This window comes from Halomonas elongata DSM 2581, from assembly GCF_000196875.2.
Lineage (GTDB): Bacteria > Pseudomonadota > Gammaproteobacteria > Pseudomonadales > Halomonadaceae > Halomonas > Halomonas elongata.
The window spans coordinates 381110-395455 of record NC_014532.2; the positions used below are offsets into that span (position 1 = coordinate 381110).

At 62.4% G+C, this 14346-nt stretch carries 9 protein-coding genes, 2 tRNA genes and 1 rRNA gene; 10 read left to right on the forward strand and 2 right to left on the reverse strand.

Going from position 1 to position 14346, the window contains the following annotated elements:
• Positions 1 to 104 precede the first annotated feature (104 nt).
• The 5 genes from rluD (at position 105) to ilvN (ending at position 7330) form a co-directional block, all read left to right on the forward strand.
• Complete coding sequence (rluD, locus tag HELO_RS01720; RefSeq protein WP_041601843.1) at positions 105 to 1064, forward strand: 23S rRNA pseudouridine(1911/1915/1917) synthase RluD; 960 nt, start codon at positions 105 to 107, stop codon at positions 1062 to 1064.
• The gene (pgeF, locus tag HELO_RS01725; RefSeq protein ID WP_013331086.1) at positions 1061 to 1816 is read left to right on the forward strand and encodes a peptidoglycan editing factor PgeF; all 756 of its coding nucleotides are present in this window, start codon (positions 1061 to 1063) and stop codon (positions 1814 to 1816) included. The genes rluD and pgeF overlap by 4 nt, the downstream gene beginning before the upstream one ends.
• A 184-nt stretch (positions 1817 to 2000) precedes the next feature.
• On the forward strand, positions 2001 to 4580 hold the full coding sequence (gene clpB / locus HELO_RS01730) for an ATP-dependent chaperone ClpB (RefSeq protein ID WP_013331087.1): 2580 nt from the start codon (positions 2001 to 2003) through the stop codon (positions 4578 to 4580).
• Between the two features lie 534 nt (positions 4581 to 5114).
• Positions 5115 to 6839, forward strand: a complete 1725-nt coding sequence (locus tag HELO_RS01735) for an acetolactate synthase 3 large subunit (RefSeq protein ID WP_041601844.1) — start codon at positions 5115 to 5117, stop codon at positions 6837 to 6839.
• On the forward strand, positions 6839 to 7330 hold the full coding sequence (gene ilvN, locus HELO_RS01740; protein WP_013331089.1) for an acetolactate synthase small subunit: 492 nt from the start codon (positions 6839 to 6841) through the stop codon (positions 7328 to 7330). Before HELO_RS01735 ends, ilvN begins: the two co-directional genes overlap by 1 nt.
• A gap of 122 nt (positions 7331 to 7452) precedes the next feature.
• On the opposite strand, the gene HELO_RS01745 is transcribed toward ilvN, so the two are convergent.
• Together HELO_RS01745 and ilvY are read right to left on the reverse strand one after the other, a co-directional pair.
• Positions 7453 to 8460, reverse strand: coding sequence for a zinc-dependent alcohol dehydrogenase family protein (locus HELO_RS01745; protein ID WP_013331090.1), 1008 nt, complete (start codon positions 8458 to 8460; stop codon positions 7453 to 7455).
• Between the two features lie 90 nt (positions 8461 to 8550).
• A complete protein-coding gene (ilvY, locus tag HELO_RS01750) occupies positions 8551 to 9441 on the reverse strand; it encodes an HTH-type transcriptional activator IlvY (RefSeq protein WP_013331091.1) in 891 nt (296 codons plus the stop codon).
• A gap of 192 nt (positions 9442 to 9633) precedes the next feature.
• Here ilvY and ilvC point away from each other — a divergent pair, with 192 nt between their 5' ends.
• The 5 genes from ilvC to HELO_RS01775 all read left to right on the forward strand — a co-directional run bounded on the left by ilvC (position 9634) and on the right by HELO_RS01775 (position 14241).
• Positions 9634 to 10650, forward strand: a complete 1017-nt coding sequence (gene ilvC / locus HELO_RS01755) for a ketol-acid reductoisomerase (RefSeq protein ID WP_013331092.1) — start codon at positions 9634 to 9636, stop codon at positions 10648 to 10650.
• Between the two features lie 137 nt (positions 10651 to 10787).
• The gene (pssA, locus tag HELO_RS01760) at positions 10788 to 11624 is read left to right on the forward strand and encodes a CDP-diacylglycerol--serine O-phosphatidyltransferase (RefSeq protein ID WP_013331093.1); all 837 of its coding nucleotides are present in this window, start codon (positions 10788 to 10790) and stop codon (positions 11622 to 11624) included.
• A gap of 621 nt (positions 11625 to 12245) precedes the next feature.
• Positions 12246 to 13783: ribosomal RNA gene (locus HELO_RS01765) — 16S ribosomal RNA — on the forward strand.
• Between the two features lie 196 nt (positions 13784 to 13979).
• Positions 13980 to 14056: transfer RNA gene (locus tag HELO_RS01770), tRNA-Ile, on the forward strand.
• 109 nt (positions 14057 to 14165) lie between these two features.
• Positions 14166 to 14241 (forward strand) — tRNA-Ala (locus HELO_RS01775).
• The last annotated feature ends 105 nt before the right edge of the window (positions 14242 to 14346 follow it).

The following is a 14346-nucleotide window of genomic DNA, read 5'->3' on the forward strand; positions in this document are numbered from 1 at the left end:
CCCACTATAAAGCACCTTGCGAAAAAACGCAGTCATCACCGGATGTGATGCACCAACGCTTTTCGGGTAGCGGGCCACTCCCCAGACGGACCCTTGACGACCTCATGCCACAGACCCTCGATGCTCATCAACGCATTCCCGACAGCATGGCCGGTTTCCGCCTCGACCAGGCGGCCGCCGAGCTGTTCAGCGATTTCTCCCGGGAACGGCTCAAGGCCTGGATCAAGTCGGGAGCGCTGACCGTCGACGGCGGCCCCGCCAAGCCCAAGGACAAGGTGTATGGCGGCGAGATGCTGGCGCTCGTGGCCGAACTCGAGGATGACGCCCGCTTCGAGCCGGAAGACATTCCGCTGGAGGTGGTCTTCGAGGATGACGAGGTGCTGGTCATCGACAAGCCGCCCGGCCTGGTGGTGCATCCGGCGGCCGGCAATCCCGACGGCACTCTGCTCAACGGCCTGCTGCATCACTGCCCGTCGCTCGCCATGGTGCCCAGGGCAGGTATCGTCCACCGGCTCGACAAGGACACCAGCGGCCTGATGGTGGTGGCCAAGACGCTGGTCGCCCAGACCGCCCTGGTCGAGCAGCTCCAGGCACGCACCGTGTCCCGCGAATACGATGCCGTGGCCGTCGGTGCGATGACGGCGGGCGGTACTCTGGATGCGCCGATCGGCCGCCATCCCCGCGACCGCAAGCGTCAGGCCGTCAATGCCTCCGGCAAGCCCGCGGTGACGCACTATCGGGTGATCGAGCGTTTCAGGGCCCATACTCATGTGCGCTGCCGGCTGGAAACCGGGCGGACCCACCAGATCCGGGTGCACATGGCGCACCTTCGCTACCCGCTGGTCGGCGATCCGGTCTATGGCGGTCGCTTGAAGCTGCCCGCCGGCGCCGGGGATACGCTGAAGGAAGTGCTGCGCGAGTTTCCGCGTCAGGCACTGCATGCCCGCAAGCTGGCCTTCGTGCATCCGACATCCGGTGCCACCATGACCTTCCGGGCTCCCCTCCCGGATGACTTGCTGATGCTGCTCGATTTCCTCCGTGACGACCGGGAGACGATGCGATGAGTGACGCCCTCGACCTCGACCCGACGCTGGTGCGTCCCGACTGGCCGGCGCCCGACTCGGTGGCGGCCTGTGTCACGACCCGGGAGACCGGACCGAGCCAGGATGCCTTCGCCGCCTTCAACCCAGCTCTGCATGTCGGCGACAAGCCGGAGCATGTGGCGCTGTGTCGCCGCCAACTGGGCAAGGTGATCGGCGACGACCGTCCCCTGCTGTGGCTGACCCAGGTGCATGGTGGCCGGGTACAGCAGCACTTCGCCGAGGATGCGCCGCAGGCGGATGCCTCGGTGGCCAGGGATCGGGGTCATGCCTGCGTGGTACTCACTGCCGACTGCCTGCCGGTATTCTTCTGCGACCGCGACGGGCAGCGGGTGGCGGTGGCCCATGCAGGCTGGCGCGGCCTGGCCGGCGGTGTGCTCGAGGCCACCGTGGCGGCGCTGGGCGTGCCCGCGGAGTCGCAGATGGCCTGGCTTGGGCCGGCGATTTCCAACGCCCAGTTCGAGGTCGGTCCGGAAGTTCGCCAGGCCTTCGTCGCCGTGCAGCCGGAGGCGCTGGAGGCTTTCGATCCCAGCCCTTACCGCCTCGGTCATTACATGGCCGACCTCTACAAGCTGGCGCGCCTGCGTCTCGAACGGCTCGGCGTCTCCCACATCAGCGGTGGGCACTTCTGCACCGCCTGCGAACCCCGCTTCTACTCCCACCGCCGCGACGACGGCGTGACCGGCCGCATGGCCAGTATGATCTGGCTTCGCTAGCCCCTTTTGGGGAGCTGTAAGAAAAAATAGAAAACCTTGCCCCTGGATTCGGGGGCTCGCCGAGGCTTGCGGTTTACGGCCGACTTGAAAACTGCCCAATCAGACTCCATTACTTGTGTCAAGATACATTGACAGGGACCGGCGGCGCGTCCGAATGCGTCGCTACCCCGATGGAGGAAAGCGAATGCGTTTCGACAAGTTTACCGCCAAGTTGCAGAACGCCGTGGCGGATGCCCAGTCCCTGGCAGTGGGACAGGGACACAACCAGCTCGAGCCGGGGCATCTGCTGCTGGCGTTGCTGGATGCCAGTGATACCGGCGTCAAGGCATTGGTCCAGAAGGCCGGAGGCGATGCCGCCCGGCTGCGCGATGCCCTGGTGGGGCACCTCGAGGATCTGCCCCGAGTGGCCGAGTTCGATGGCGAGGTCCAGCCATCTAGAGACCTGGTCAAGCTGTTCAATCTCACCGACCGCGAAGCCCAGAAGCGTGGCGATCAGTACATCGCCAGCGAGCTGGTGCTGCTGGCTGCCCTGGAGATGCGCCACGCGGTGAGCAAGGCGCTGACCCAGGCCGGACTGTCCCGGCAGTCTCTGGAGACGGCCATCGACGGCGTACGGGGCGGCGCCAAGGTCGACGATCCCAATGCCGAGGAGCAGCGCGAGGCGCTGGACAAGTACACCCTGGATCTCACCGAACGCGCTTCCAGCGGCAAGCTCGATCCGGTGATCGGTCGCGACGACGAGATCCGCCGGACCATTCAGGTATTGCAGCGTCGTACCAAGAACAACCCGGTGTTGATCGGCGAACCCGGCGTGGGCAAGACCGCCATCGTCGAAGGGCTGGCTCAGCGTATCGTCGACGGTGAGGTGCCGGAAGGCCTCAAGGACAAGCGCGTGCTGTCCCTGGACATGGGCGCCCTGCTGGCCGGTGCCAAGTACCGCGGCGAGTTCGAGGAGCGCCTCAAGGCGGTGCTCAAGGAGCTGGCCGAGGAAGAAGGCCGAGTCATCCTGTTCATCGACGAGCTGCATACCATGGTCGGTGCCGGCAAGGCCGAGGGCGCCATGGACGCCGGCAACATGCTCAAGCCGGCGCTGGCGCGTGGCGAGCTGCACTGCGTGGGTGCCACGACGCTCGATGAATACCGTCAGCACATCGAGAAGGACGCCGCCCTGGAGCGCCGTTTCCAGAAGGTGCTGGTGGACGAGCCGACCGAGGAGGACACCGTCGCCATCCTGCGTGGCCTCAAGGAGCGCTACGAGGTGCACCATGGCGTGGATATCACCGACGGCGCCATCATCGCCGCCGCCAAGCTGTCCACGCGTTACATCACCGATCGCCAGTTGCCTGACAAGGCCATCGACCTGATCGACGAGGCATCTTCGCGGATTCGCATGGAGCTCGACTCCAAGCCTGAGGAGATGGATCGTCTCGATCGTCGACTGATTCAGCTCAAGATGGAGCGCGAACATCTCAAGAAGGAGACCGACGAGGCCTCGCGGAAGCGCCTCGAGAGTCTCGAGGAACAGATCAGTGAGCTCGAGCGGGAATACGCCGACCTGGACGAGATCTGGAAGGCCGAGAAGGCCAGCATCCAGGGCGCGGCCCAATTCAAGGACGAGCTCGATCGGGCACGGATCGATCTCGAGCAGGCACGCCGCCAGGGCGATCTCGGGCGGATGTCCGAACTGCAGTACGGCGTGATTCCGGAACTCGAGCGCAAGATTGCCGAGAGCAGCGAGGAAGAGGCCGATACGTCCGAGCACCGGCTGTTGCGCTCCAATGTCACCGAGGAAGAGATCGCCGAGGTGGTCTCGCGCTGGACGGGCATCCCGGTGTCCAAGATGCTCGAGGGCGAGCGCGACAAGCTGCTGCGCATGGAAGAGGCGCTGCACGAGCGAGTGATCGGCCAGGACGAAGCGGTCAATGCGGTTTCCAACGCCGTGCGGCGTTCACGGGCCGGCCTGGCCGATCCCAACCGTCCCAACGGCTCTTTCCTGTTCCTCGGGCCCACCGGGGTGGGCAAGACGGAGCTCTGCAAGTCGCTGGCCTGGTTCCTCTTCGATACCGAGGAGGCCATGGTGCGCATCGACATGTCGGAGTTCATGGAGAAGCACTCGGTGGCTCGTCTGATCGGTGCCCCGCCCGGATATGTCGGCTATGAGGAAGGCGGTTATCTGACCGAGGCCGTGCGCCGCAAGCCATACTCCGTGCTGCTGCTCGACGAGGTGGAGAAGGCTCATGCCGATGTCTTCAACATCCTGCTGCAGGTGCTCGAGGATGGCCGACTCACGGATGGTCAGGGACGTACCGTGGATTTCCGCAACACGGTGATCGTGATGACCTCCAACCTGGGCTCGGACATCATTCAGCGCATGGGCAGCGACGAGGACTACACGCAGATGAAGTCCATGGTGATGGAAGTGGTGGGCAACCATTTCCGGCCCGAGTTGATCAACCGTATCGACGAGGTCGTGGTCTTCCATGCCCTGGAGCAGGAGCAGATCCGGGCCATCGCCGATATCCAGCTCGAACGCCTGCGCGACCGGCTGGCTGAGCACGATCTCTCGTTCGAGGTCTCGGACGAGGCCATGGCGCAGTTGGCCGCGGCCGGCTTCGACCCGGTATTCGGTGCCCGTCCGCTCAAGCGGGCGATCCAGAGCCGCATCGAGAACCCGCTGGCCCAGGATTTGCTGGCTGGCCAGTTCTCGCCCGGCGAGACGGTTCGTGTCGAGGCCGAAGGCGATCGGCTGGTCTTCCGGCACTGATGACGGAACGCCAGCGACGCATCCGGTGTCATCTACACTGACTTTTCAGGTTGCGTCCTGACCTTGTACGCCCGCCGATCTTCGTGATCGGTCGGGCGTTTTTTCATGTCGCTATGGGCATCGCCGCATGATGATTCCAGGCGAAGAAAGCGCCCAAGGTTGACACTCCGCGAGCGCTATTGGAATCTTGACCCTTCCTGATACGGGCGCGGAACCCAGCGGGCAATCCCCCATCTCCGCGCGAAGGGTAGGCCGCAGGCCTTTACCCGCCGAAGGACTTCCGGGTCCGGGCCAACCGCCCGACCTGGCCAATGCCCCGACGCGGTGATCCGCCGTGGTAGGGAACGGCTGATGGTTGTCGCGAGCGCAACGGCCGATCAGTGTTCCCGACGAGAGTGCTGGCCCTAACCGGGCCTCAATAACGCCAGGGTTTGGCATCAGGTGCCGGCGTGTCCGGCAGCGGCATACCGCCGCACTCGAACTCGTGCCCCGATGGGCGCGAATTGCACTCGAGACCTCCAGGGGAGAACATCTGTGGAATTGCTTTCCGGCGCGGACATGATCGCCCGCTTCCTGCAGGATGAGGGCGTCGAATACATTTATGGCTATCCGGGCGGCGCGGCGCTACACATCTATGACGCCCTGTTCCGCCAGGACAAGGTCAAGCATATCCTGGTGCGCCACGAACAGGCCGCCACCCATGCCGCCGATGGCTATGCCCGGGCTTCGGGCAAGCCCGGTACGGTACTGGTCACCTCGGGCCCCGGTGCCACCAATGCCGTCACCGGCATCGCCACCGCCTACATGGACTCGATTCCGATGGTGGTGCTGTGCGGCCAGGTGATGAGTCACCTGATCGGCGACGATGCCTTCCAGGAAACCGATATCATCGGCGTGACACGCCCGATCGTGAAGCACAGCTTCTCGATCCGGCATCCGTCCGAGATTCCGGAAGTCCTCAAGAAGGCCTACTACCTGGCATCGACCGGACGACCCGGCCCGGTGGTCGTGGACATTCCCAAGGACATGACCACGCCGACCGAGCGTCACGAGTACGTCTATCCGAAAAAGGTCAAGCTGCGCTCCTACAACCCGGTTGCCCGCGGCCATACCGGCCAGATCAAGAAGGCCGTGGAACTGATGCTAAAGGCGCGCCGCCCGGTGTTCTATACCGGGGGCGGCGTGGTCACCGGGCGGGCCTGCGAAGGCCTGACCGATCTGGTCAAGCGGCTGGGACATCCCATCACCACTACCTTGATGGGCATCGGCGCCTTCCCGCAGAGCGACGATCAGTGCCTCGGCTGGCTGGGCATGCACGGCTCCTATGAGTCGAACATGGCCATGCACCATGCCGATCTGATCATCGCCATCGGGGCGCGCTTCGACGATCGTGTGACCAACAACACCTCGAAGTTCTGCCCGACCGCCAAGATCATCCATGTCGATATCGATCCGAGCTCGGTGTCCAAGACCGTGCGTGCGGACGTGCCGATCGTCGGCCCCGCGCAGAGCGTGATCAACGAGATGATCAGCCTGCTTCAGGGCCGCGAGATCGCCGATCCCGAGGCGCTCGACGAGTGGTGGCGGACCATTGATGGCTGGCGCGAAGAGCGGCGCGGCAAGCTTTACGAGCCTTCGAAGGAAGGCGAGCCGATCAAGCCGCAGGAAGTCATCGAGGCGATCTGCCGGCAGACTCGTGGCGAGGCGTACGTCACCACCGACGTCGGCCAGCACCAGATGTTCGCGGCCCAGTACTACAAGTTCGACAAGCCCAACCGCTTCATTACCTCCGGCGGGCTCGGCACCATGGGGTTCGGCTTCCCGGCAGCCATGGGCATCAAGCAGAACTTCCCCGACGAGCAGGTGGTCTGCGTGACCGGCGAGGGCAGTTTCCAGATGATGATGCAGGAGCTGTCGACCTGTAAGCAGTTCGGCGGCGGCGTGAAGATCGTCAACCTGAACAACGCCTCGCTCGGCATGGTGCGTCAGTGGCAGGATCTCAACTACAAGTCGCGCCACGCACATTCCTACATGGAATCGCTGCCGGACTTTCAGCAGCTCATCGAGTCGTATGGCTTCACCGCGCTGCGGGTGGAGACGATGGCGGAACTCGAGCCGGCACTGGAGAGGACCTTTGCCGACAAGCAGGAACTGGTGTTCCTCGACGTCATGGTCGACCCGCACGAGCACGTCTATCCGATGCAGGTGCCCCTGGGCTCCATGCGTGACATGCTGCTTTCCAAGACGGAGCGGAGCTGATGCGCCATATCATCTCGATTCTGATGGAAAACGAACCGGGCGCCTTGTCTCGCGTGGTGGGGCTGTTTTCCCAACGCAACTTCAATATCGAAACCCTCAACGTCGCACCCACCGAGGACGAGACGCTCTCCCGGTTGACCGTGACCACGGTGGGGGATGACCGGGTGATCGAGCAGATCACCAAGCATCTCAACAAGCTGATCGACGTGGTCAAGCTGGTGGATCTCACCGAAGGCAGCCACATCGAGCGCGAGCTGATGCTGGTCAAGGTGAAGGCGCTGGGTGCGGCGCGTGACGAGGTCAAGCGCACCGTGGATATCTTCCGCGCGCAGATCGTCGACGTGACGCCGAGCCTGTACACCGTGCAGATCACCGGCGATGCCGAGAAGCTCGACGCCTTCCTGCAGGCCATGGCGCCGGTGGGCATTCATGAGGTGGCGCGTACCGGCGTCTCGGGCATTGCCCGGGGCGACAAGGTGCTGTCGCTGTGATCGACGGCCGCGCTTCGGTGGCGACCGAGCCGTCGTCGCTCGCCATGTGACGTCATGCCGCCGGCATCCAGTGAGCCGCCCCTTCGGGGGCGGCTTTTTCGTTGGGGGAGGAGGGCTGTCGTTCAGATGTCCAGGCAGATCTTGCCGAAGTGCTTCTGCGACTCCTGGTGACGAAATGCCTCGGCGATCTCGTCGAGCGCGAAGTGTCGATCGATGACCGGTTCGATACCGAGGGACTCGATACCGCGAATCATCTCCTGCTGGTGAGCCCGGCTGCCCACGATGATGCCCTGCAGGCGGGCCTGCTTGGCCATCAGCTTGGCGGTGGGGATGTCGCCGCCACGGCCGGTCAGCACGCCAATCAGCGAGATATGGCCACCGATGCGCACCGCCTCGATGGACTGGGCGAGGGTGCTGGGGCCGCCGACTTCGACGATGTGATCCACGCCGCGGCCTGCGGTGAGTTCCTTCACCTTGCTGCCCCACTCGGGGTGCGTGCGGTAATTGATGGTGTGGTCGGCGCCGAGCGATTCGAGTCTTGTCAGCTTGTCGTCCGACGAGGACGTGGCGATGACGGTGGCGCCCATGGCCTTGGCGAACTGCAGGGCGAAGATCGAGACGCCGCCGGTGCCCAGTACCAGCACGCTATCGCCGGCCTTGAGGCCGCCTTCCACCACCAGGGCGCGCCAGGCGGTCAGCCCGGCCGTGGTCAGTGTCGCCGCCTGGGCATGGCTGTAGCCGCGTGGCGCATGGGTGAACCAGGTCTGGGGGCGAATCACTGCCTCCCGCGCGTAGCCATCGACACCGTCGCCGGGCACCGTGCGGAAGTCGCCGACCTCGGCGGGGCCGGTCAGCCAGGTCGGGAAGAAGGTGGAGACCACCGAGTCTCCCACCGAGAAGGTGTCGACATCTTCGCCGACGGCCTCGACCACGCCGGCGCCGTCCGACATCGGAATTCGTCCCTCGGCAGTGGGCATGCCACCGCTGACCACGCCGTAGTCATGGAAGTTGAGGGAACTGGCATGAATCCTGACGCGTATTTCGCCGGGCCCCGGCTCTCCGGGGGCATCGTGTTCTTGCAGGCGGAGTCGATCCAGTCCGCCGGGACTGGCCAGAGTGACGAGTTTCATGGATGACCTCTATGGTGATGACTCTTAGCTCACTAACGATACCAGTCTGGTGCCCTTTGCCGGCAGGGGCAAGCCGGGGTCGGGCGACTTTCAGCCGCGTTCCTCGACCTCGTCCCAGAGTGCGTGGATGAGTGGGCTCCGCAGGCGGCGGTTGAGCACGCAGAGGCCGACATCATAGTGCGGGAGTTCCGGCTTGACCGGCAGGATCCGTACGCGTTCCGACAGCGGGCTGGCCTCCAGCACGATGCGGGGCACCACCCCGACGCCGAATCCCAGGCCGACCATGCTGACGATGGCTTCATGGCCGGCGACCTGAGCGTAGATGCGGGGCGAAATGCCAAGCGCCTTGAACCAGGTGTTGCTGACTTCCCGCGACAGTCCCGATTCGGAGAGCACCATCGGGACATTGCGCCACTGGTCGGCGCTGGGCGTGCGTGGATCGGCTGGCACCCACTCGTGTTCGTCGCATGGCGCGATGAACACCAGGGGCGAGCGGGTCAGCGACTTGAAGGCGAGCCCTTCGGGCAACTGCCGGGGGCGTGAGGTGATGGCCATGTCCTCGTTGCCGGCCAGGACCCGTGGCATGGCCTGGGCGGGATCGCCGGTGTGCAGTTTCAGCTCGATGCCCGGATAACGGGTGCGAAACTCGCTGAGCAGGTCATAGAGAAAGCTGTAGCTGGCGGTGACCGAGCAGTAGATGCTGATCTCGCCGGTCAGGATATGGGCTTCGCTCATCAGCGACTGGCGCAGTTGCTCCCACTGCTCCAGGGTGTCCCGAGCATAGGCATGGAAACTGTGCCCTTGTCGGGTCAGGGCCACATGTCGATTGTCGCGCTCGAACAGCCGGACGCCCAGGCTCTCCTCCAGCTGTTGGATGGAGCGCGAGAGCGTCGAGGGGCTGACGTGGCACGCCTCGCTGGCACGACCGAAGTGCAGGGTGTCGGCGAGGGTCAAAAAGTGTTTCAGGGGGCGCATGTCCATGCGCCTTATTATTGCACATATCGGGATGTCACATTGCAAATATAGCGTTTTACGCAATGCGGCCTCTGACGTAGAGTCGAGTCATCGACAGGGCCAAAGGCCCGCCAGGAATCTCCCAGCGCCGCGCAAGACGGCGCGGGTGGCCATCGACGCTGACACAATCGCCTTAGTTACGATCTCCAGGAGCCCGACATGCGCGTTTATTACGATAAGGACTGCGACCTCTCCCTCATCCAGGCCAAGCAGGTCGCCATCGTGGGTTATGGCTCGCAGGGCCACGCCCACGCCAACAACCTCAAGGAGTCCGGCGTCGACGTGACCGTCGCGCTGCGCCCGGGTTCGTCCTCCGCCGCCAAGGCGGAAGCCGCTGGCCTGAAGGTCGCCACCGTGGAAGATGCCTGCCAGGCTGCCGACGTGGTTATGGTGCTGGCTCCCGATGAGTACCAGAAGGCCATCTATGAGCAGCAGATCGCGCCCAATCTGAAGGAAGGCGCGACCCTGGCCTTCGCCCACGGTTTCAACATCCATTACAACCAGGTCGAGCCGCGTGCCGATCTGGACGTGGTCATGATCGCTCCCAAGGCACCGGGGCACACAGTTCGCTCCGAGTTCACCCGCGGCGGCGGCATCCCGGACCTGATCGCGATTCATCAGGATGCCTCCGGCTCCGCCAAGGAGCTGGCGCTTTCCTATGCCGCTGCCATCGGCGGCGGTCGCAGCGGCATCATCGAGACCACCTTCAAGGACGAGACCGAAACCGATCTGTTCGGCGAGCAGACCGTGCTGTGTGGCGGCGCCGTGGAGCTGGTCAAGGCCGGTTTCGAGACCCTGACCGAAGCGGGCTATGCGCCGGAGATGGCCTACTTCGAGTGCCTGCACGAGCTCAAGCTGATCGTCGACCTGATGTACGAGGGCGGCATCGCCAACATGAACTACTCCATCTCCAACAACGCTGAGTACGGCGAGTACGTTACCGGTGGCGAAGTCATCAACGAGCAGTCCCGTCAGGCTATGCGCAATGCGCTCAAGCGCATCCAGACCGGTGAATACGCCAAGATGTTCATCAACGAGGGCAACAGCAACTATCCCTCCATGACCGCGCGTCGTCGCCTGAATGCGGAGCACCCGATCGAGCAGGTCGGCGAGAAGCTGCGGGGCATGATGCCCTGGATCGCCGCCAACCAGCTGGTCGACAAGAGCAAGAACTGATCGATCCTGCGGGTGGCAGATCAACGGGGGCGCGGTTATTCGCGCCCCCGTTGCGTATTCGGATGCAATGTACCGTGAGCCATCCCGGCTGCTGCGTGTAGAATGAGCGGTACCTTCAGCCGCAATGGAAGACACTGATGAGCCAAGACCCCAGCAACGGCGAACGCGACAGGCGTGAATCGAATGACGAGGATCTGGCCGCGACCTTCGTTCGCGAGTCGGAAGTGGTCGAGGAGGCGCTGGAGGATGGCAAGAAGGTGAAGCGCAGGGGAATCTACCTGCTGCCCAACCTGTTCACGACATCGGCGCTGTTTTCCGGCTTCTTCGCCGTGGTGGCCGCCATCAATGGCGACTTCACGGCCGCCTCGATCGCCATCTTCATCGCCATGGCCCTCGACGGGCTGGATGGCCGGGTCGCTCGACTCACCAATACCCAAAGCGATTTCGGGGCCGAGTACGACAGTCTCTCCGATATGCTTTCCTTCGGTGTGGCTCCCGGGCTCGTTTCCTTCATCTGGATCCTCCAGGACGTCGGCAAGACCGGCTGGGTCGTGGCCTTTCTCTACGTGGCCTGTGCGGCGCTTCGCCTGGCGCGATTCAATGTGCAGATCGGCAGCGTCGACAAGAAGTGGTTCATCGGCCTGCCCAGTCCGTCGGCTGCCGCCGTGGTGGCCGCGAGTGTCTGGACTTTCCACAGCTTCGATGCCGAGGCCTTCGGCTTCAAACTCTGGATGCTGTTCCTCGTCGGGGCCGCCGGAGTACTGATGGTCAGCAATATCCGCTACTACAGTTTCAAGGATATCGACCTCAAGGGCCCCGTGCCCTTCGTCATGCTGCTGGCCATCGTGCTGGGGTTCGTGGTCATTTCCATCGAACCTTCCCTGATGCTGTTGCTGTTGTTCGGCACCTATGTGGCCTCGGGACCCGTGCTGGCCGTGTGGCGCAAGCTGCGTACGCCGAGTCAGAAGCCCTGACGAAAGCCGCACTATCCAGGCCCGAACGCCCGCCTCGAGCGGGCGTTTTCGTCGCCGGCCGGGGCGCGAGGTTGTCCACAGTCGGTTTGTGCCGCGAGGGGTTGTGGATAAACTGTCATCGGCTTGCTATCTTTTCTTCACGTTCTTGTCGCAAAGGGCTTGCATCGCCGGCCTGATATCCGTAAAGTACGCATCCGCTGCCGGCGACGGGCAACGTTGCAGGCGGTGAAGGGTGGCAGAAGCGCCTGTTTTTCTTAGGGTTTTTCGAATCGCTTCGGAATTCGCCGGTTGACAGGAACGCCGATTTCGGTAAAATGCTCGCCACTCGCTACCGAGCTCACAGAGAGCTCAGTTCGGAGTCGCCTCAACGAGGTTTGCGTCGCTCTCGGCAAGATCGAGCTTGACGCCAGGCGCCGAATCGGTAGAATACGCCTTCCTCACGAGGCGCTGCGCCACGGGCCAGCAACGTGAGATGCTCTTTAACAATCGATCAGGTAATTCATGTGGGCGCTTGTCGGGATGTCGGTGACCAGTCACCGAAAATCAAGACAAGCGACTCGTCAAACGAGACGTTTGAATCTTGAACCAGGTTTGGTTCCGCCTAAGGAACTATCAGACTTTTAACTGAAGAGTTTGATCATGGCTCAGATTGAACGCTGGCGGCAGGCCTAACACATGCAAGTCGAGCGGAAACGATCCTAGCTTGCTAGGAGGCGTCGAGCGGCGGACGGGTGAGTAATGCATAGGAATCTGCCCGGTAGTGGGGGATAACTTGAGGAAACTCAAGCTAATACCGCATACGCCCTACGGGGGAAAGCAGGGGCTCTTCGGACCTTGCGCTATCGGATGAGCTTATGTCGGATTAGCTGGTTGGTGAGGTAACGGCTCACCAAGGCGACGATCCGTAGCTGGTCTGAGAGGATGATCAGCCACATCGGGACTGAGACACGGCCCGAACTCCTACGGGAGGCAGCAGTGGGGAATATTGGACAATGGGGGCAACCCTGATCCAGCCATGCCGCGTGTGTGAAGAAGGCCCTCGGGTTGTAAAGCACTTTCAGCGAGGAAGAATGCTTGTCGGTTAATACCCGGCAAGGGAGACATCACTCGCAGAAGAAGCACCGGCTAACTCCGTGCCAGCAGCCGCGGTAATACGGAGGGTGCGAGCGTTAATCGGAATTACTGGGCGTAAAGCGTGCGTAGGCGGCTTGATAAGCCGGTTGTGAAAGCCCCGGGCTCAACCTGGGAACGGCATCCGGAACTGTTAGGCTAGAGTGCAGGAGAGGAAGGTAGAATTCCCGGTGTAGCGGTGAAATGCGTAGAGATCGGGAGGAATACCAGTGGCGAAGGCGGCCTTCTGGACTGACACTGACGCTGAGGTACGAAAGCGTGGGTAGCAAACAGGATTAGATACCCTGGTAGTCCACGCCGTAAACGATGTCGACTAGCCGTTGGGGTCCTCGAGACCTTTGTGGCGCAGTTAACGCACTAAGTCGACCGCCTGGGGAGTACGGCCGCAAGGTTAAAACTCAAATGAATTGACGGGGGCCCGCACAAGCGGTGGAGCATGTGGTTTAATTCGATGCAACGCGAAGAACCTTACCTACCCTTGACATCGTGCGAACTTTCCAGAGATGGATTGGTGCCTTCGGGAGCGCACAGACAGGTGCTGCATGGCTGTCGTCAGCTCGTGTTGTGAAATGTTGGGTTAAGTCCCGTAACGAGCGCAACCCTTGTCCCTATTTGCCAGCGATTCGGTCGGGAACTCTAGGGAGACTGCCGGTGACAAACCGGAGGAAGGTGGGGACGACGTCAAGTCATCATGGCCCTTACGGGTAGGGCTACACACGTGCTACAATGGCCGGTACAATGGGTTGCAAAGCGGCGACGTGGAGCTAATCTCATAAAGCCGGTCTCAGTCCGGATCGGAGTCTGCAACTCGACTCCGTGAAGTCGGAATCGCTAGTAATCGTGCATCAGAATGGCACGGTGAATACGTTCCCGGGCCTTGTACACACCGCCCGTCACACCATGGGAGTGGACTGCACCAGAAGTGGTTAGCCTAACTTCGGAGGGCGATCACCACGGTGTGGTTCATGACTGGGGTGAAGTCGTAACAAGGTAGCCGTAGGGGAACCTGCGGCTGGATCACCTCCTTAATCGACGACGTCACCGGCACTCGGCAAGTGCTCACAATGAATTACCTGATCGGCCAGAGCAAAGACTGTTTGGGTAGAGACCCAGCGTGACCCTAGGGTATTCGCTCAGTTGGTGAGAGCGCACCCCCTGACCTTTGTGGAAAGGAGGGTGAGGTCGGCAAGCCGACCGTGTTCCGTCAATGAGAGGATAGGTGTTGGGTCTGTAGCTCAGTTGGTTAGAGCGCACCCCTGATAAGGGTGAGGTCGGCAGTTCAAGTCTGCCCAGACCCACCAATTTTATCCAGTTCTGCGTTATTTTGTGACTTGCCTAGCAGGCTAGGCGATGCCACAAAATGCCTTGACCTGAATAAAATTCTCCATGTCACGTATGACGGGCATCAGAGGGGCCTTAGCTCAGCTGGGAGAGCGCCTGCCTTGCACGCAGGAGGTCACCGGTTCGATCCCGGTAGGCTCCACCACCCCGACAGTTGATGTGACAAGACCAGTCGCAAGTTTGTAGAAGGAAAGGTTTCTACTGACTTCCGACTGTTCTTCGAACAGTCGCTCTTTAACAATGTAATCCT